The sequence below is a fragment of the Flammeovirga pectinis genome (assembly GCF_003970675.1).
GTDB lineage: Bacteria > Bacteroidota > Bacteroidia > Cytophagales > Flammeovirgaceae > Flammeovirga > Flammeovirga pectinis.
The window spans coordinates 2629507-2649827 of the sequence record NZ_CP034562.1; the positions used below are offsets into that span (position 1 = coordinate 2629507).

Consider the following 20321-nt stretch of genomic DNA (forward strand, 5'->3'; position numbering starts at 1 on the left):
TTATATAATTATTTCTAAAATTAATTATATAATAGTTGGAGTTAATAAAAGGAATTTGTTTATTGTAGTACGTTTGGTAGTAAGCAATTACATACCACTCTCCTTAACAATTAAAAAAGGGTTGATTATCAAATACTGATAAATCAACCCTTTTTTTATTTTTTGATAAAGATAAAATCTCCACCCTCATCACCAGTCTGGTTTATTACTCCAAACTGCGGAACATTTTCGCTATTATTCATTACAGCTACTCTAAAACTATCAAATAAAGCTCTTGCACTTATATAGGGATCTTTATTCTCTAATAGTCTCTTTTGAAGGTATTTTACAAAAATACTTTCATCTGGAACCTCTTTTAATGTTCCACTTGTCATTGCTTTTCTAGAAGGAAGCTTTTCGAGTGCTTTTGTCGATTTATCAGCTTCCGAAAACGTTACTGCTCTAGTTTTAAATATTGAACCCGAAAAGCAAGCATCAGAAACTAATAAAACATGCTTAGCTCTAAAAGAAGCTATGTATTCTTTAATTGTCGAATTCCTTACCCAATTCGCAGTATTTTTTGCTTTTGCATCAGAAGGTAACCAATACCCTGCCTTGCGTTTGGTATCCCAATGCCCATGCCCTGCGTAGAAAATCAAAATATGATCATTCTCTTTAGAGACTTCCATTACATTATCAAAAGTTTCTATAAGCTGTTCTCTAGTTGGACTCAGTAAAAAGGAAACATTCTCTTCTGGAAAAGAATAATGCTGTGTAAGAATCTCTTTAAATGATGCTGCATCTTTTACAGGGTTATCCAAAGTATTAATTTTTGGATCTTGGTATTCGCTCACTCCAATTATAATTGCTCTATAAACTGGTCTTGGTTCATATTGCTTTATATCAAAACCTAAATCAGAAAAGCTTGATGAAGATGTAGGTTTTGTTGTAGGAGTTGCTTCGTTATTATCTGTGGTTTCTTTTTTCGCCTCCTGATCTCCACTTCTTGTCAAACCTTCTTTTGTTACAGGTTCTTTCTTATCAGAAGAATAAATTGATACAGGTAGGACTTTTGATAACGATATTGAGTTTAATGTTCCATTCTTTGAGAAATACGCCTTAGAAGCTACTGCATCTATACATGGAGAATGATTACTTTCATCTTGATTTAAAGAAACGATTGATTCAGGATCAGACCAACTACCATCTGATTGCTTTTGTACAAGCATAACATCATAATCAAATGTATCTTCATTTATTCTTGATGAAAACAATAAAGTCTTCCCATCAGGAAGTATTCTTGGTTCTTTTTCACTATATAAATTGATAGGTTCCTCAAGACGTTTTGGCTCGCCCCACATATCCTTATCCGTCAATTCACTGTAATAAATTGCATACTTTAAGTCTGTTGGATCAGATGCGTCTTCTAATCTTGTAAAATAAAGTCCTTTACCATCTTTTGTTAGTGATGGAAACAATTCATAACCTGCAGAGTTTACAGCACCTTTTAAAGGTTCAGGTTTCCCTAACCTTCTGCCCCATCTTCTCATTCTATATAAGTCGCTCCCTTTATCGCCTTTTTTAGCTGAAAAATAAATCCAACGTCCATCATAACTAATCATTGGCCCTGTTGGATAAGGCATATTTGGAGGTAAAACTAAAGTTGTCGGAGGCATAAATTTACCATCAATTTTATTTGATAATAGAAATTCGAAACCTTCCTTTTTTTCTCTCGCAAACAACAATGTTTCACCATCAGAAGTAATACTAGGGAAACGTTCATCTCCATCTAAATTAAAGTCTTCTGGAAATGATGTTTGGCTAAATACATTACTACTAATAAATAATAGTAAAAAAATTAAATTTTGACGTCTATTCACAGTCGAATTTTTAAAGCGATTTATTAATCTGTATCTTTGCACGTTATTTTTTTAAAGAAGTAAATACAAACTTCATACCTCAAAAGATGCAAAATAAAACACAGAAAAAGAAAGAGTCTCCAATATTGAGTCTATTACTAAATATTGTGATACCGACAGTGGTACTTTCTAAACTTAGTGATCCTGAATATTTAGGAGACGTTAATGCCGTTGTTATTGGCCTTGCGTTCCCATTAGGGTTTGGTATTTATGAATTCTTCCAAAAGAAAGAAGTAAGTATTATTGCTGTTCTTGGCTTTATCAACGTTTTGCTAACTGGAGGTATAAAATTATTGCATCTACCTGCAGATTTAATTGCCATTAAAGAAGCTGCAATTCCTGGTCTTATCGGTGTAATAGTTTTAATCTCTACTTTTACTAAATATCCTCTTGTAGAAAAGTTATTATATAACGACAATCTACTTGATGTTAAAAAAATAGGTGCTCAATTAAAGTTTAGACAGACTACAGATTTATTTGCCAAACGTTTAAGAAATACTTCTTTTATGCTTGCTGGATCTTTCTTTTTATCTTCTGGACTAAACTATATGCTTGCTAAAATACTTGTTAAAAGTGATTCTAGCACAGTGGAGTTTACTAAAGAACTAGGCCAAATGAATGCTTGGAGTTGGCTAGTAATTGCTCTTCCATCTACTATTGTGATGATGGGTGCTTTAATGTACCTAATAAAAGGCGTTAAAGAGTATACTGGTTTCGAAATGCAAGAAGTATTAATTGGTTTCGAAGAAGAGGAAAAAAAGAAGGAAAAAGAAGATAAATAAATATCATGGCTATAATTAATTCATCTGTAACTGAAGCTAAAAAAGTTTTAGATAATGGCGATTTGATTGGCTTACCTACTGAAACAGTCTATGGTTTAGCCGGCAATGCCCTAGATCCAGAAGCTGTTGCAAATATTTTTAAGGTGAAGGCTAGACCTAGTTTTGACCCCCTTATTATACATAGTTCTTCTTTAGAACGGTTATCTCCATATATTAAAGATTTACCTGATGCTGCTAAAAAACTTGCAGACGCTTTTTGGCCAGGTTCTATAACAATGGTTTTACCTCGTTCAGAAAAAATCCACGATCTAATTACAAGTGGATTAGATACTGTTGCTGTTCGTGTTCCAAAACACGATTTAACCTTATCGCTATTAGAACAATTAGATTATCCTGTTGCGGCACCAAGTGCTAATCCTTTTGGATATATTAGCCCAACATCTGCTCAACATGTGCAAGATGGATTAGGCAATAAGATACCTTTCATTTTAGATGGAGGTGCTTGTGAAGTTGGCGTGGAATCTACAATTATTGGTTTTCCAGAAGGCATTCCTACCATTTATAGGAAAGGAGGAATTGCGGTCGAAGATATCGAAACTGTCATTGGAAAGGTAAATGTAAATGCTCAATCTTCTTCACAACCTAAAGCACCTGGAATGTTGCACAGGCACTATGCTCCAAATTCAACATTACTATTAGGGAATATTGGTGATTTGATTGAAAAATATAAAGGGAAGAACGTTGTTACTTTATCATTAAAAGATACTTATACTACGCTTCCATTAGATAAACAATGTATTCTATCCAAATCAGGTGATTTATCTGAGGCGGCTAGGAATTTATTTAAGACACTACGAGCTATTGATAAGCTCAATCCAGAGTTCATTTTAGGAGAATGGATGCCCGAAGAGGGACTTGGAAGAGCAATGAATGATAGAATTAAAAGAGCAGCATCCTTAGGATAGCTGCTCTTCTACTTTTAGATCTATTTTATGTTGAGCTACCTTATAAGTATCAAATAAAATAGCACATCTTGTACCTATATTGGGTTGACTATTTATAAATAGCTCTCCTTTATTTCTTCTTACAAAATCTTGTACTAAGATCATTCCTAATCCAACTCCTTTTTCTCTAGCTGTTCCTTTTTTAGAAAATTGAACAGAAGTGTCTAATAATTTTTTGAGCTCTTTTTCAGTCATCCCATTTCCATTATCGGTAACGGAAATCTCCACTTTATCTTCAAAATTTGATGTTGCTATTGTAATCACACCTTTACCATTTGCCGATGTAAATTTAATTGCATTTGATATGATGTTACGTAGAACACAATCTAAACTATTCTGATCTGCTAAAATTGCTTTATCATGGTTTATCTCTGCATTTAGTACAATAGATTTTTCTTTTGCTACAGGACGGAGTAAATCTACATTTCTATTGATTATAGTCCCTACATCAGTTTTTACAATATCAAAATTTAATGCTTGAGATTCTGATCTAGACCAAGCCAAGAGATTTTCCATTAATCCCATTAAGTTCTTCATAGAACCGTGCATTTCCTTTGCTAAAATCTGAATTTCTTCAGGAGAAAAAGCATTAGACCTTTCCATTAAGAGCTTCAAAAACCCTAACTGAGTATTTATTGGTCCTTTTAAATCATGTGATATAATTGAAAAGAATTGGTCTTTTACTCTATTTGTCTCCATCAATTTCTTTTTAGAGTTCTTGAGTTTTCGATTGCCCTGCTCTAACTCTGCAAATTGATTTTGAATCATCTCGTACATTTCCTGAAAGGATGACGCTAAAGCTGCTACTTCTCTAGTTGGCTTGTTCAATTTCTTAAAATCTACTTCACCACCGCTCATAACATACCCACTTTCAATAATTTTACGAGTTCTATCTTGCAAAACTGTTATTGGGTTAGATACTCTAGATGCAGTATAATAACCAACAACAACTGTAAATAAAACTGCCACTAAAGAAACAAGTAAATAGGAGAATTTAATTTTCCACATTAATGTAAGAAAACGTTTAGAAACATCTGTGCTTAAAGAATCGAACTCAGATTCTACATAAGAAGCTGTGTTATTTAATTTCCCTTTTAAACCTTCTCTGTTATTGTTACCAATTTTATAATGAATTAAAACAATCTCATTATAAGCACCCAAGTATTCTTCAACTGCTTTAGAGAAATGCTTTAATTTCTTATCTTTTTCGAGCTCATATTGTAGCTGACCCGCAGAACGGTTGATTGATAAAACATAGGATGTTTTAGGATCTAATAGATACTTCATGCCGTTTAATTGCATTTCATCATATAGCCTCACATAATTCATTTTAGGCAGATCACTCAAAATTTTGGCATTGTTATACATAGAGCCGTACAACCCTGTAGAATCCGAACCTAATGATTTTTTTGCTATTATTAGTTCATGAACTTGTCTATTGTATTGATCTATTAAACTATCAATAAAAAATAAATTACTTTCTAATCCCCATTCATTTACCTGTTCATGGTTAAGTAATTTATCGATAGATACAGACACTAACGCCACTCTATTCTCTCTACTATTCACAAACTCTTCAAGAGATTCTTCGGTGATATAATTAACCGATAAATCCGTTACAATATCACTTGCATCTTGCTTTATTAAATCAAGTACGCTTACTTCTAAGTGCATCAACCAAGCTTTCACCTGATCCAATTCTTCACTTCTATGAATGTATTTGTAAGTTATAAATGAGATACAACTAAATAACACTGAGAAAGAAATAAACACAGTAAGTATGCGCCCTCTTAAGCTGCCATAATTCATAACACAATAGTTAGTTCGATATAATTTGCTATTTATCAAAAATAGTCTTTTTCTATTGTTTTAAAAACTTAGATGAGTTTTAAGCCTAAAATAGATGCATCATCTTGCTGATTTTCATCTCCTTTCCATTCAATAAACGTCTTTTGTACGTAATCTTTTTGATTATCTATAGCTTCTGATTGAATATCGATTAGAAGCTCTTTTAAACGAAACTGACCAAATGGAATATTTTCTCTATTTGTTTGATTTATATAACCATCGCTAAACATATAAAGATTACAATTCTTTACTCTATTTATAGGCAAATAATGATTTTCAAATTTTAATTGATGCTCTCCATTAACTCCTCCTATTCCGATATTGTCCCCTTTAATTTCATCTAAAACAGTATCCCTATAGATAAAAATTGATTGATTTGCTGAAGAAAATTCAATCATTTGTCTTTGTCGGTCATAAACACAGACTGCAAGATTTACAGGATAATCAAATACAAATTCATCATGTTTTAGCATATCTAATATCTGACGATTTAATGTTTCAAGAATTCTATCTGGAGAAGATATCTTCTTAACATTAACAACATCATTAATCAGAGAATTAATTACCATACGGTATAATGCTGCATCTGTATTGTGTTTATTTGTATCTCCTAAAAAGAAAAACAAGCGACTGTCTCTTTCAAATGATAAGATAAAATCACTAGAAATATCACTTTTAAGGCTCGACATGTGAAAGAAATTTTCTACTGATGAAGAAAAAACACTCGCGTCAAATAGCTTCACTTTCAAGACTCTTTTAATAGATTTTATTGTATTTTCTACTCTTTGATTTACCTCATTATTTACTACTTCTAAGGCATTTACATCGCGAACTAAACCTTTTGTTCTATCAAGCTCTTGATCTAGCAAATCCATTTTTCTTACTAATTTCTTTTCAGACTTCTCTAGTTTTTCTTTAACCTTTACTCCTTTTTCATGTTGTCCTTTTACTAGAGAACTTATGCTTTCTAATTTTGCAAGCATTTCTTCAGTAATACCAGTGTTTTCATAATCAGAAGCAATAAACACTTTCGGACGCTCTTCTAAATCTTCTAAAGCTTTTCTTAATGCGTAAATTGGTTTTGCTAATCTTCTTCCACCTTGAACTACCGCAATTATAAAAAATAGCCCAATAATAATTAAAAGGATATTTATGTAAATCCTAACATTAGACCAACCGGCAATTGCTTGAGTCTTTTCATACTCAACCACTAAATTCCAATTCAAGCCATCTTTTCTAATCGGTTGAATCATTGCTAAAGACCTCACACCATTAACCGAAGCCACATCAATTACGCCTCTATTAAACTGGTCAAGTTCATCTATAATGCGTTTATCAACTCTTTGAATACCAATGATAGTATTTAGTTTCTTAGCTCTTTCTAATTCTGCTTTAGAATAACCCTGTTGAGAAAGTCTTAGTAAAACCGCTGATGGATTTAATTCAAATTGCTTAGAATTACTTCTTAATTTCCCATCTGAACCCACAAAAAGCACATCAGTACTTTGTTCTAAATTTGCATCAATAAATCTACTTAGTTCCCATTTTCTTGGATCGAAAACATAAGCAATCACTTTATCTGAATTTTCAATTTTAGATAAAAGAAAAATTCTTGGTGCATTATCACTTAAAGGATAAGCATAAATATCACCCCAAAACACCTCTTTTTTATCGTTTGTAATATTTTTAATTAATGCTGATAACTTAAAAGATTCAAAAGCTTTATCATTCAAATTCAAACCAATTTCTTGTCCTTTTTTGAAAGAATTAGTTATTGTTTGCTGTTTACTGTCAATGATTAATATGTCATCTGCTCTTGTAATTTCTTTCGCTATTTTAAGTTGCTTATCAATATTTTTTGCTACTTCTGACTTTCCAAGATCAATAAATAATCCTGACAGTTCTTTTACATCTTTACGTTTACTTTCTAGTTTTTTATCTGCAAAACTAGAAACAGTTAATGTAATTTGCTTCAAATATTGATCAATTGATTTCTTCTCGAACCTAGTAATTATACTATTAATCCCTGCCACTAAAACTATTAGTGCTATGATTACAATAGTAAAAAAATAAGAAAATATACTCGACTGTATCTTTCTAAACATCTTTAATTATATCTATATATTTCTAAAAGCCTATACATAAATTATAGTACTTTCTATTAATCTATTTTTTGCTTGTAATATACTAGATTAAGTATCACTTATAAAGCGATAAGTTCTGTATTACATGAATTAATTTACAAAAATACCATTTTCGATTAAAACACAATAAAGATCAAAAAAAAGAACCTGTTAGAAGTACATCTAACAGGTTCTATTAAGAAAGATTATAGTTTTTCGACTATCTCATCTCTTTATATTTATTGATTAGCTGATTCGTAGAAGAATCATGCGCTGTAATCTTATCATTATTTTCCAATTCAGGAAGAATTTTGTTCGCCAATTGCTTACCTAATTCTACACCCCATTGGTCAAAACTGAAAATATTCCAAACTAAACCTTGAACAAAAATCTTATGCTCATACATTGCTATTAAAGCTCCTAATGTAAAAGGTGTAACTTTTTTCATTAAGATAGAGTTTGTAGGGCGGTTACCTTCAAACACTTTAAATGTTTTTAATTTTTCAATTTCTTCGTCTGATTTACCAGCTGCTTTAAATTCTGCAACTACTGTTTCTTCAGATTTACCTGTCATCAATGCCTCTGTTTGTGCAAAGAAATTCGATAACAATTTAGCGTGGTGATCTCCAATTGGGTTCTGAGATACTGCAGGTGCAATAAAATCTGCAGGAATCATCTTTGTTCCTTGATGAATCAATTGGTAGAATGCGTGTTGTCCGTTAGTACCTGGCTCTCCCCAAATAATAGGACCTGTTTGGTAATCTACTACATTACCTTCTCTATCTACATTTTTACCATTAGACTCCATATCTCCTTGTTGGAAATAAGCAGCAAAACGATGCATATATTGATCGTAAGGTAATAAGGCATGACTTTCAGCACCGAAGAAGTTGTTATACCAAACTCCTAATACTGCTAATAATACAGGAAGGTTTTCTTCAAAATCAGCTGTTTTAAAATGATTATCCATTGCATGGGCACCTTTTAAAACATCTTGATAGTTATCAAACCCGATACTACAAGCAATAGATAAACCAATTGCCGACCATAAAGAATAACGACCACCAACCCAGTCCCAGAAACGGAACATATTTTCTGGAGCAATACCAAATTCACGAACTTTTTCTTCGTTAGTTGATAAAGCAACGAAATGCATCATGATATGGTTTTCACTTTTCGCAGCTTCTAAGAACCAATCTCTAGCAGAGTTGGCATTTGTCATAGTTTCTTGCGTTGTGAAAGTTTTTGATGCAATAATAAACAATGTTGTTTCAGGATTTAATCCTTTTAATGTTTCAGCGATATGCGTACCGTCAACATTAGAAACAAAATGAATATCTACATTAGTTTTGTAAGGTTTTAAAGCCTCAGTTACCATGTAAGGACCTAAATCAGATCCACCAATACCAATATTAACTACATCTGTGATAGACTTACCAGTATAACCTTTCCATTCTCCAGAAGTTACTTTTTCAGTAAATTCTTTCATATGACGAAGTACATGGTTCACCTCTATCATCACATCTTCTCCGTCAACTTTCATTGGCTCGTTAGACTGATTACGAAGTGCTACGTGAAATACTGCTCTATCTTCTGTTTCATTGATATGCTCTCCAGCAAACATACTTTTAATACCTTCTGCTACACCTGTTTCTTTTGCAAGATCAAGTAGTAACTTAAGAGTATCATCATTGATTATGTTTTTAGAATAATCAACAAAAATATCATTAAATGTAAGTGAGAATTTATCAGCTCTATCTTTGTCTGTATCAAAAAGGTCCTTCATTTGCACATCTTTCATATCAGCGAAGTGAGCTTCAAGTGCTTTCCATGCAGTTGTTGATGTAGGATTTACTGTTTTCAACATAATATATTGTATTAAGTTTGTTACAAAATTTGTATGTAAGAAAAGTTAGCGTGCAATTTTTCTTACAATGCACAAAATTACAATTTCAAATGAATGTAACAAGTTGATTTTACTCACACTTTGATGATTTTTCACATCATTTCATAATGAAATTCCATTTTAAGGCAGAAAACGCAACAAATAAAATAGCCATGTCCCTATTTTAAAATAAGAACATGACTATCAGATCTTTATAATTGTACTTTCTACAGATATTATAAATTAAAATGGATACCTATTTGAGCACCACTTCCAATAATTGCTTGTAGACCAATTTTCTCATTGATATGGTATTTTCCGCCAATACCAATACCCCACCAAAGTGCATTAGGTGCTCCAATGTTAAACCCAATATCACCACTCGCAAAAACATCCCATTTTTGATGCGTGATATTTAATACTCTATCAGCATACCATCTAAATCTTGCACCAACAGCTAAAGAATTGTTTTTATCATCATGATTTTGCCATGATTGGTAGGCTAATGAAGCACCAACAGTAAAATCCTGACCAAGTTGTGCAATTTCATAATCTGCTTGTACACCAAGGGTATTATTACTAAAACCAGATGTAAATCCGATATTTAATGTACCAGGGCCACTAAAATTAGCTCCTCCGCTTTGTTTTGATTGTGAATCTTGCGCTGTAACAGTTAGTGATATTAAAACCATTGCGGCTAATACCAGTAAATTTTTGAATAAATTCATAACAGTAATTAGGTTTAAAATACAGTAATTAATGGCAGTCTCCTGCCTCTTGTTTTTGTTAGCGCAATGTTATGAAGAAAAATGAGGTGATTACGCATCTAAAACTTGCCTTATCCCTTTATTTATCAAAAATTTAGACAACAGGTTTGAATATTAATCCTTTTAAACAATACAAAATGTATGACATAAAAAAAACGACACCTAAATGTCGTTTTCCTTGTTTTTATATTTTATAAGAATGCATATCGCTCTACATCATCCTTTGTAATTTCTGTAGGACTCATAATTGTAAGTCTTTCTACAACATTACGTAATTCTCTAATGTTTCCTGTCCAAGCTGGCTCTTTCATTTTATCAAGAGCACCATTAGTAATCTTTGTTTCCGGACGCCCATATTCACCGGCAATATCTTTAAGAAATTTCTTAATTAATAAAGGTATATCTTCTTTACGTTCTGCTAAAGAAGGTACTCTTATTACTATTACACTTAACCTATGGTATAAATCTTCTCTAAATTCACCAGATTTAATCATGGCTTTAAGGTCTTTATTTGTTGCCGCTACAACTCTAACATTAACCTTAATTTCTTTATCACCACCTACTCTAGTAATTCTATTCTCTTGTAAAGCACGCAAAACTTTTGCTTGTGCAGATAGGCTCATATCGCCAATTTCATCCAAGAACAACGTCCCGTCATTGGCTTGTTCAAATTTACCTATACGTTGCTTAATTGCAGAAGTAAAAGAACCTTTTTCATGCCCAAATAACTCACTTTCAATTAATTCAGAAGGGATTGCAGCACAATTCACTTCAACAAGTTGTTGTTTAGATCTAGGGCTTTTACCGTGTAACCAACGTGCAACTAATTCTTTACCTGCACCATTTGGTCCAGTTACTAAAACTCTTGCTTCTGTAGGGGCTACTTTTTCTATCGTTTCTTTCATTTGTAAAACAGGCTCTGTTTCACCAATGATATCATATTTTTTAGCAACCTGTTTCTTCAGTACTTTAGTTTCTTGCACTAAAGAAGATTTATCTAAAGCATTTCTTACCGCTAAAAGTAATCTATTTAAATCTGGTGGTTTAGAAATAAAATCAAAAGCTCCTTTTTTTGTAGCATCTACAGCAATATCAATATTAGCATGTGCAGAAATCATAATAAATTGAGGAGCTTTCCCCATTTCCATTGCCTTTGTAAGAACTTCAATACCATCTTTTTTAGGCATTTTCACATCACACAAAGCAACGTCATAATTATTTACAACGAGTTTCTCCAGTGCTTCTTCTCCATCTTTCGCTTCATCTACCTCATATTCTTCGAATTCTAAAATTTCTCGAAGGGTATAACGTATACTTTTCTCGTCGTCAATAATAAGAATTTTCTTAGCCATTTGTATAGTATAATATTGTTTCTTAAAAAATTACCAAGCTACTTCAACGCAATATTCACTGCCCTGACATTCACCAAACTCAAATTCCATTTCTGCATTAGCAAAATGTTTGGTTACCACTTCCATTAATTTTGCTACTTCTAAAGCTTCTAAAGCTTTCATTCCAATTGGGGTTAGAATAGCAACTTCTAAAGTTTGAGATGAGGCAGCTTTCTTAAAATACAAACATTGTTTTTCTGTCTCTTTTAATAAGCTGTCTAAATCAGAGCCGGCTGCCGTAAAATTTCTCCTCATCTTAATGTTTCGTTAAAAAGTTTTTTTATACTGATAATATTCATCAAATATACACTTCTATTCATATTTTTCTAAATAATATTATCCATTTAAAACTCCATCTACTCATCTGTTTTTTGATTTATTCAATTACATAATATCTTTTAATCGTAGAATTGACTATTTTGGAAACAGAATAAAATTTTATTCGATTACTTATACAACTAACATGAAAAAGACATACAAAAAACTTCTTCACCTCTATTCCAGAGCTGGTTTTGGACTAGACAAGAAGAATGCCGACCAACTTATAACTAATAAAGACTGGGTGAGTACTTTGGTTTATCCTAAAGAAATTAAGGACTTAACTTATAACTTACCAAAAAAGCCAGATGCCCCATTATATAAAATGGAAGCCGATGACCGCATGTCAATGAGAAAGCAAATGCGTCAATTCTCTAGAGAAATCAACATCAAATGGTTAGATGAAATGGCACATGGAGACAATGCATTAGTCGAAAAAATGACACTCTTTTGGCATGGACATTTTGCTTGTAGAATTACTGATCCGTATAAAGCATTACAGTACACTAATATCCTCAGAAAAAATGGATTAGGTGATTTTAAGAAACTAATAATGGAGGTTTCTAAATCTTCTGCAATGATAGATTATCTTCACTTAAAACAGAACAAAAAGAAAAAACCTAACGAAGATTTTGCTCGTGAATTATGTGAGCTTTTCACTCTCGGAAGAGATACTGTTTATACTGAAAATGATGTAAAAGAAATTGCTCGATCTTTTACAGGATGGAATTACAAACAAAAAACATTAGAATATCGTTTTATTCCTAAACAACATGACAGTGGAGAAAAAACAATCTTTAATAAAACAGGCAATTTTGAAGGTGAAGATGTAATTAACATGATTACATCTCATGAAGAGTGTTCAAAATATATTAGTACTAAACTCTATGCCTATTTTGTAAATCCTGTTCCTAATGAAAAACATATTGATTTAATAGCAGAGAAATTTTACACATCAGATTATGATATAGCAGCAACTATGTCATTTATTTTTAATGCTAATTGGTTTTATGCTGATGAAAATATTGGTACTAAAATCAAAAGCCCAATAGAATTACTTGTCTCATTAAAGAAAAGTTTTGATTTAAACCCTGTAAATGAACAAAGTTGGATTATAATTCAGAGAAATTTAGATCAAGAATTATTCAACCCTCCAAACGTAGCAGGTTGGCCTGGTGATCGAGATTGGATTGATAGTTCGAGACTTGCAATGCGACTTAGATTGCCATCTATTCTTTTAAATAATGGTGATATTCCTATAGCGTACAAAGAAAATTACGATGAAGACCCGAATGACAATCGTAATAAAAAACAGATGAAATACTTACGCAAATTTAAATGTTCAATTGATTGGACTTTAGTTGAAGATGCACATCAAGAAGATATTAAGAAGTGTACATTAGAAGAACTATTAATCAGAGGTAAGCTTTCTAATAATGCTCAAAATTATCTTAAAGCAAATGCTTATGATGGTTTCAAAGAACGTGTGATTCAAATTATTTCATTACCAGAATATCAACTTTGCTAAATTAGGAAAACATGAAAAGAAGATCATTTTTAAAAAAATCGTCTCTATTAACTGCGGGTACACTTTTTACTCCTTTATTTTTACAACAAACTTTAGGGCAAATACAGGAAGAGTATAAAGGAAAAAAAATTGTAATTATCCAATTTTCTGGTGGTAACGATGGCTTGAATACCGTTATTCCTTATTTAGATGATAATTATTACAAGGCACGACCTAGCATTGCAATACAAAAAGAAGACTTAATTCAATTAGATAATAACTTAGGAATAAATGGTCAGATGAAAGGTTTTGCAGATCTTTTTCATAAAGGCTATGTATCTGTAATTAATAATGTCGGCTACCCAAACCCTAATAGATCGCACTTTAGAAGTATGGATATATGGCATACGGCAAGTGATGCAAACCAATATCTTAATACAGGTTGGCTTGGGAGATATATGGATGCTCATTGCTCTAAACCTAGAGAAGGTATTGAACTAGATAATACTTTATCTCTAGCAATGAAAGGTAGCCAGATTAAAGGTATTGCAGTAGACAACCCTTATACGTTTTACAACACTTTAAAAGTTGGTCAGTTTGATACTCTTGCTTCTGGAGAAGCAGAAAACTTAAACGAAGATAACCAAGGGTATTTATATAAAACACTTACAGAGGCTAATCAATCTGCCGAATATATATTTGAACACAGCAAAGTTTATAAATCAAAAACTACTTTTCCTGATACAGCTCTAGGTAAAAACTTAAAAAGTATTGCAGAGCTGATTCAATCAGGAATGGACTCAAAAGTATATTACGCCTCATTAGGCGGGTTTGACACACATGCAGGTCAAATACCTCAACAGAGTAAATTACTAAAGCAATATTCTGAGGGTGTTTCTGCTTTTGTTGAAGAGCTTGAAAAAACAGATCACTTTAAAGATACTGTGATTATGACTTTTTCAGAATTTGGAAGAAGAGTAAAACAAAATGCTAGTAAAGGTACTGACCATGGGGCTGCCAACAATGTATTTATCATTGGTAAAAACCTTAAAAAAGAAGGTATAATAAACGAAAATCCTGATTTAGTAAATCTAAATAGAGGAGACCTTATACATTCAGTTGACTTTAGAAGTATATACGCAGACCTGTTAAACAACTGGCTGAATGTTAGTAGTTCGGAAATTATGTCAAAAAACATTAATGAACTGTCATTAATCTAGTAGTTAATTGCTTGAATAACATATTATTACTTATTTGCAATTAATTACTAACAACCTACACAAAGTAGGACCACTTGAACATAATATGCTGAGCAAATTTCAAACTTTCATCCTAATTTTTGTGACTAATATATTTTTTATAAGTTGTCAAACAATTGATATAAAGGATGATGAAAAAATAGTTATTGATCACAAAAGCAATAATATCCCTATCTTCTTCCCTAACCTCAAAGAAAGGTTTGGAGAAGATGCTGTAGATATCAAAAAAGTTGATGTTAAGAGCAATGATAAGGGAATTACAGTAAACGCTACAGTTTTACTAGAAAACGGAGATATAGAAAAAAGAACAATAAATCTTAGTCCAGAAGATATGGAAAAAGTAGTAAATAGATTAACTACTTCACAAAATTTCGAATGGGCTGGTAATATTGATGGAAATATCAATATTGAGCTATCCGAAGATAACGGTAGACAACATAGAGTTATTAAATACGAAAAATCTGTAGATGGAACTTCATTACCTAGTGATGATAATTTATACAGAGATGAAATAGAAGATGCGATCCAAAAAGATTATCATCAATCTATTAAAACTATTAATAACATGAATGTTGAAATTAATAGCGATTTGACAAAAATTACTGCTGATGTAACACTAGATAATGGAGAAACAATAAAGCAGGTAATTAATAGATCTACAGATCATGAACTTCATGATGATGATGAAATAAAAGTCAAAATGATCATGATAGAAGATAAATAAAAATATCTTCTACAAAAAAGGTGATACTTAAATGTATCACCTTTTTTTTATGGATTAGAGTTTTGAATCTAGTCTTTCTTACCTCTATACATTTCGTATTTAGCAAGCCTACATTCTATTGCTCCATTATATAATTCTATACGTTTACTAGGTCTAAGCCCTACAAATTTTAACGCTTGCATGTTTCCACTAAATATCCAGGCATCATACCCAGAAAAATCTTGCTTCAACTTATCGCCCATTTGTTTGTAAAGTTCTTCAATATCCTTACCAATACGCTCCCCATAAGGTGGGTTACATACAATAATTCCATTTTCTCCAATTGGCTTACGGTCAAAGAAACTATTTTTAGAAATTCGTAAATCTTCATCTAAACCAGAACGCTCTGCATTAGCAAAAGAAATATCTATAGCTTCTCTCTCAATATCAGAACCAACAATTGGAACTTCTATTTCTACCACTGCTCTTTTTGCTTCTCTAAGTACTTGGTTCCATAATTTACGGTCATATTGTTTCCAATTCATGAATGCAAATTTTCTTTTAACACCAGGTGCTGTATTACTAGCAATCATTGCAGCCTCTATAAGTAATGTTCCAGAACCACACATAGGATCTAAGAAAGGACGTTCACCTTTCCAACCCGTCAACATAATGATTCCTGCAGCTAAAACTTCATTTAAAGGTGCCTGACGTTGTTCAGATCTATACCCTCTTCTATGTAAAGATTCTCCAGAACTATCTAAAGATAAAATACATTCTCTTTGAGAAATATGGATATGAACTTGAATATCGGGTTCGCTGACATCTACATTAGGTCTTCTTTTAAAGATTTCTGTAAAATGATCTGCTATAGCATCTTTAACTTTTAAAGCTACAAATTTTGAATGGGTAAATGTTTCCGACCAAACAGTACTATCAATAGCAAATGTACCCTCTAAATCAATATATTTCGCCCAATTTATTTCCTTAACTCTATCATACAATTCTTGCTCATTTCTAGCTCTGAATTGTTTAATTGGTAATAGAATTTTTAAAGCAGTTCTTAAATGGAGGTTCGCTTTGTAGAGAACTTCAGTGTCCCCTTCAAAAGTTACAGCTCTATTTCCTGCTTTTACGTTTGTTGCACCTATTTGTATAAGTTCCTTTTTTAAGACTTCTTCTAAACCAAAAAAGGTTTTAGCGGTCATAGGAAAAATTTGATCTTGATCTGCCAAAGTATTCGGAGTTTTATAATCTATTGCTGCAAATGTACATAGAAAATATTTGAGACAATACTTTACAAAGAATCATTGACAATCCTCTAAATTTTATTCATTAAAATAATATCATCAATTTTCTCAGATCTAGCCAATGTATATACAACTCCTCCATGATTTAAATGATGCACATTTTCTGGATATTGCTTCTTAATATTATCAATAACTGCCCATACTGTAAGGTGGCCGGGATAAGACTTAATATCTTCTTCATGCATTGCACCAACCTTAAGTCCCATCTGTACTGTTTTGCCATTTTGAAAATGAACAACAACACAAATTGGCGTTTCTTTATCAAGTTCTGGATAAAATAAGTAGATTCCGTTTTGTCCTTGATGTTCATCATCTATCTCATATTCTCCAGAATTAGCAATTGCTTCTTCAAATTCTTCCAAAGTCTGACCAAATTGAAAACCAAAAGGGTATTCTTGAGCAAAAGAAAAAAGAGAGGTCAACGTAAATAAAGTAGTTATCAATAATAATTTCATTGCAATAATTGTTTTGATTTATATGGGTTTATAACTAATATAAAAAATCAATTTTGCCTATCTTAAATTAAATTGTGCTAACAACCATATTCTAAAAAAATTAGTATTAAATCATCATGAATGAATATCAATTGCAAAAATTAATACAAAACGGTGAGTCTAAGACATTAGAATTTAAACTTAAAGTAACAAAACCTACTCGGTTTGCTAAAACACTTTCATCTATTGCGAATACTAAGGGAGGAATACTTTTAGTTGGCGTTAACGATCAGCAGGAAATAATAGGTATAGACCCTTTTAAAGAACAAAATGCGATAGAAGAAATACTCAAACACCATATAACTCCCACCTTAGTAATTAATTTTGTCACCATTGAAACTGATAACGGTATTGTTTTACTTTTAGAAATCCCAAATAGTCCATTAAAACCACATAAAGCACTTTCAAGAGAAGGAAAATGGATAACTCATATCAGATACAATGACAAAAGCATAGAAATGTCTAATAAATCAATAAAGTTAGCTACTAATGAACAAATAAGTGAGCCTGTAAAACTGAAAAGGAAATTTACAAAGCAAGAAACATCACTTTTAGATTTTCTTTCCGAAAATGAAAAAATCACACTAAAACAATTCTGTCAGCTAGTTAATTTTTCAGAAAGAAGAGCCCGACGTATTCTGCATGAATTAACAGTCATCGGGCTACTTCAAGAACATTCAATAGAAAAAGATATTTTTTATTCGTTAGGATAAAGTAAAGGATTTACTATTTGAACCATAGCGAGTATCATTGCTTGTTCATAATATTCTGTTCTTCCTAACGCCCCCAAAGTTAAAGAGCCTACTGCTCCACCTTTCTGTTTTGAACCAACTTCATTAAATACCTGATCGTTGGCATAACCTAACTCAATACCACTTTCAACAAGTTTCTGTACTTTAGGAGGAAGATAAAAGATGCCAGTTTGCCCTTTACCTTTACGTCCATCTTTATCAATAATACACATCCAAGCAAAAGCAAACATCTTCCCTTCTTCGTCGGTATCAATACCTCCTTCCATACCTACCCAATAATCTGCATCTGTTGCTACCTTTCTAGCATTAGTAGCTCGGTTTAAAGCTCCATCCCAAGTTTCTTTAGATGTCATAGGCTGATCTGCCACTCCGGAAGGCACATCTACTCCTTCTACTTGAAACTCTATTTTTGGTAATATTTTATTCATTCCTGATAAAGCCGCATTGATTTTAACAGGATTTTTTGATGCTACAACTATTTTTTTATTCATATTTTGAACATTTTCTATTATTTTTAACAATGTAAGTTGAAAATATAAACGAAATCTATTACTTTTGACTTACTTTTAAGCTACAAACGTAATAAAGCATTCCGTTTTCATCAAATATCTTAAAAAAGTCATGTTAAAGAACCTTTTGATCAAAAATTACGCATTAATTGAGCATACAGAGATAAGCCCTGATAAAGGATTAAACATTATCACTGGTGAAACTGGTGCAGGTAAATCTATTATGTTAGGTGCTCTTGGTCTTTTAAAAGGTGGGCGAGCTGATACAAAAGCATTGTTCGATCAAAAATCAAAATGCATTATTGAAGGAGCCTTTGACATCTCTTCTTATAAGATGGAATCAATTTTTATTGATTTAGAACTTGACTACGAAAAGATAACTTTATTAAGAAGAGAAATAACCCCGAGTGGCAAATCAAGAGCATTTATAAACGACACTCCTGTACGTTTAGATGTTATGCGAAAAATTAGTGAGCGTTTAATGGATATCCATTCACAACACGACACTATGCAACTCGGTTCAAACATATACCAACTTAACCTAGTTGATACTTATGGTAAACTAGAAGGTAAAGTTGAACACGTATTTGTAGCTTATAAACAATACAAAAAAACAGCTCAGGCATATAAACAACTTCTTGATGAATACCATCAGGTAAAAGAAGAATTTGAGTTCAATCAGTTTCAGCTTAAAGAATTAGACGATGCTAATTTAGACGACATCGATCAAGATGAATTAGAAAAAGAACTTGAGAAGTTAGAAAACGCTGAAAATATTAAAGTTGCTTTAAATACAGTGTTAGATGCACTTAGCAGGTCTGATTACTCTGCTGATGCTACAATATATTCTGCAATTACAGATGTAAATGGTCTGGCAGATTATTCTAAAACATTATCAGATATAAGAGAACGTTTAGATAGCTGTCATATAGAACTTCGTGATATTATTTCTGAAATAGAATCTGAAGAAGACAATTTATTTTTTGATCAAGAACGTATTTTCATGATCAAAGAGACTTTAGATCAACTTTATGGACTACAACAAAAACATAGAGTCAATGATCTTTTGGAATTAATTGAAAAAAGAGACACAATCCGTGAGAAAGTAGAAAAAGTAGAGAGTTTTGATGAAGCTCTTCTCGAAGCAGAAACAGAAAAGAAAGCAGCGTACGAAGCAATGCTAGAAATTTCTGAAATTCTTTCTTCTGCACGTAAAAAAGTAATTGCTCCTTTAGCTGAACAATTAAATGCTACACTTTCTGATTTAGGAATGCCTAACGGTCACCTTGTTATTGACCAAAGAGAAACAGAACCCGCTGCTTCTGGTATGGATGAAGTTGAAATTCTCTTTACAGCAAATAAAGGCCGCAGTCCACTTCCATTAAGAGATGTTGCTTCTGGAGGTGAATTTTCTAGATTAATGCTCGCTATTAAATATATTCTAGCAAGTAAAACTGCTTTACCAACAATCATCTTTGATGAAATCGACACAGGTATATCAGGTGAGATTGCAATTAAGGTTGGTAATATCATGGAAGAAATGGGTAGTAATCATCAAGTGTTTACTATTAGCCACTTACCTCAAATTGCAGCATTAGGCTCTAAACATTATTTTGTATACAAAGACCATGAGGGTATTTCTACAGTAAGTAAAATTAGAACTCTAGACCATTCTGAACGTGTTACCGAAATTGCTCAAATGATTGGAGGTTCACATCCAAGTGAGGGGGCGTATCAAAGTGCAAAAGAATTAATAGGGTAATAAAAGATA

17 protein-coding genes are annotated in these 20321 nt (G+C 32.2%); 7 read left to right on the forward strand and 10 right to left on the reverse strand.

The window, feature by feature from the left end; translation table 11 throughout:
• Nucleotides 1-155 precede the first annotated feature (155 nt).
• A complete protein-coding gene (locus tag EI427_RS10460; protein ID WP_170178442.1) occupies nt 156-1859 on the reverse strand; it encodes a caspase family protein in 1704 nt (567 codons plus the stop codon).
• Nucleotides 1860-1945: 86 nt separating this feature from the next.
• Here EI427_RS10460 and EI427_RS10465 point away from each other — a divergent pair, with 86 nt between their 5' ends.
• Together EI427_RS10465 and EI427_RS10470 are read left to right on the forward strand one after the other, a co-directional pair.
• Nucleotides 1946-2680: a VC0807 family protein gene (locus EI427_RS10465; protein WP_205727840.1), complete on the forward strand. Its 735-nt coding sequence runs from the start codon at nt 1946-1948 to the stop codon at nt 2678-2680.
• A gap of 5 nt (nt 2681-2685) precedes the next feature.
• The gene (locus EI427_RS10470; protein ID WP_126614353.1) at nt 2686-3645 is read left to right on the forward strand and encodes an L-threonylcarbamoyladenylate synthase; all 960 of its coding nucleotides are present in this window, start codon (nt 2686-2688) and stop codon (nt 3643-3645) included.
• Here the strand turns inward: EI427_RS10470 and EI427_RS10475 are convergent.
• From EI427_RS10475 to EI427_RS10500, 6 genes are all read right to left on the reverse strand, one after another.
• Complete coding sequence (locus EI427_RS10475; RefSeq protein ID WP_126614355.1) at nt 3637-5493, reverse strand: HAMP domain-containing sensor histidine kinase; 1857 nt, start codon at nt 5491-5493, stop codon at nt 3637-3639. The genes EI427_RS10470 and EI427_RS10475 overlap by 9 nt on opposite strands.
• Nucleotides 5494-5561: 68 nt before the next feature.
• On the reverse strand, nt 5562-7637 hold the full coding sequence (locus EI427_RS10480) for a PP2C family protein-serine/threonine phosphatase (protein WP_126614357.1): 2076 nt from the start codon (nt 7635-7637) through the stop codon (nt 5562-5564).
• A 238-nt stretch (nt 7638-7875) separates the two neighbouring features.
• On the reverse strand, nt 7876-9522 hold the full coding sequence (gene pgi / locus EI427_RS10485; RefSeq protein WP_205727841.1) for a glucose-6-phosphate isomerase: 1647 nt from the start codon (nt 9520-9522) through the stop codon (nt 7876-7878).
• A 254-nt stretch (nt 9523-9776) separates the two neighbouring features.
• Nucleotides 9777-10268 carry a hypothetical protein gene (locus tag EI427_RS10490; protein ID WP_126614359.1) on the reverse strand — a complete coding sequence of 164 codons (492 nt, stop codon included), beginning with the start codon at nt 10266-10268 and terminating at the stop codon, nt 9777-9779.
• A gap of 230 nt (nt 10269-10498) precedes the next feature.
• Nucleotides 10499-11659 carry a sigma-54-dependent transcriptional regulator gene (locus tag EI427_RS10495; protein WP_126614361.1) on the reverse strand — a complete coding sequence of 387 codons (1161 nt, stop codon included), beginning with the start codon at nt 11657-11659 and terminating at the stop codon, nt 10499-10501.
• A 30-nt stretch (nt 11660-11689) separates the two neighbouring features.
• Nucleotides 11690-11953, reverse strand: a complete 264-nt coding sequence (locus EI427_RS10500; protein WP_126614363.1) for a hypothetical protein — start codon at nt 11951-11953, stop codon at nt 11690-11692.
• A 208-nt stretch (nt 11954-12161) separates the two neighbouring features.
• Between EI427_RS10500 and EI427_RS10505 the strand changes: the two genes are divergently transcribed.
• The 3 genes from EI427_RS10505 (at nt 12162) to EI427_RS10515 (ending at nt 15506) form a co-directional block, all read left to right on the forward strand.
• Entirely contained in the window at nt 12162-13544 is a 1383-nt protein-coding gene (locus EI427_RS10505) for a DUF1800 domain-containing protein (RefSeq protein WP_126614365.1), read from the forward strand.
• An 11-nt stretch (nt 13545-13555) separates the two neighbouring features.
• Entirely contained in the window at nt 13556-14743 is a 1188-nt protein-coding gene (locus EI427_RS10510) for a DUF1501 domain-containing protein (RefSeq protein ID WP_126614367.1), read from the forward strand.
• 121 nt (nt 14744-14864) lie between these two features.
• Nucleotides 14865-15506 carry a hypothetical protein gene (locus EI427_RS10515; protein ID WP_126614369.1) on the forward strand — a complete coding sequence of 214 codons (642 nt, stop codon included), beginning with the start codon at nt 14865-14867 and terminating at the stop codon, nt 15504-15506.
• Between the two features lie 68 nt (nt 15507-15574).
• On the opposite strand, the gene EI427_RS10520 is transcribed toward EI427_RS10515, so the two are convergent.
• Both EI427_RS10520 and EI427_RS10525 read right to left on the reverse strand, forming a co-directional pair.
• Nucleotides 15575-16720, reverse strand: a complete 1146-nt coding sequence (locus EI427_RS10520) for a THUMP domain-containing class I SAM-dependent RNA methyltransferase (RefSeq protein ID WP_240655298.1) — start codon at nt 16718-16720, stop codon at nt 15575-15577.
• An 86-nt stretch (nt 16721-16806) separates the two neighbouring features.
• Nucleotides 16807-17250 (reverse strand): hypothetical protein, encoded by a 444-nt coding sequence (locus EI427_RS10525; protein WP_126614371.1) that lies wholly within the window; start codon nt 17248-17250, stop codon nt 16807-16809.
• Nucleotides 17251-17366: 116 nt separating this feature from the next.
• On the opposite strand from EI427_RS10525, the gene EI427_RS10530 reads away from it, so the two are divergent.
• Nucleotides 17367-18002: an AlbA family DNA-binding domain-containing protein gene (locus tag EI427_RS10530; RefSeq protein WP_126614373.1), complete on the forward strand. Its 636-nt coding sequence runs from the start codon at nt 17367-17369 to the stop codon at nt 18000-18002.
• Here EI427_RS10530 and yjjX read toward each other — a convergent pair.
• The gene (yjjX, locus tag EI427_RS10535; RefSeq protein ID WP_126614374.1) at nt 17987-18532 is read right to left on the reverse strand and encodes an inosine/xanthosine triphosphatase; all 546 of its coding nucleotides are present in this window, start codon (nt 18530-18532) and stop codon (nt 17987-17989) included. The genes EI427_RS10530 and yjjX overlap by 16 nt on opposite strands.
• A 130-nt stretch (nt 18533-18662) precedes the next feature.
• Here yjjX and recN point away from each other — a divergent pair, with 130 nt between their 5' ends.
• Nucleotides 18663-20312: a DNA repair protein RecN gene (gene recN / locus EI427_RS10540; RefSeq protein ID WP_126614376.1), complete on the forward strand. Its 1650-nt coding sequence runs from the start codon at nt 18663-18665 to the stop codon at nt 20310-20312.
• Nucleotides 20313-20321: the final 9 nt, after the last annotated feature.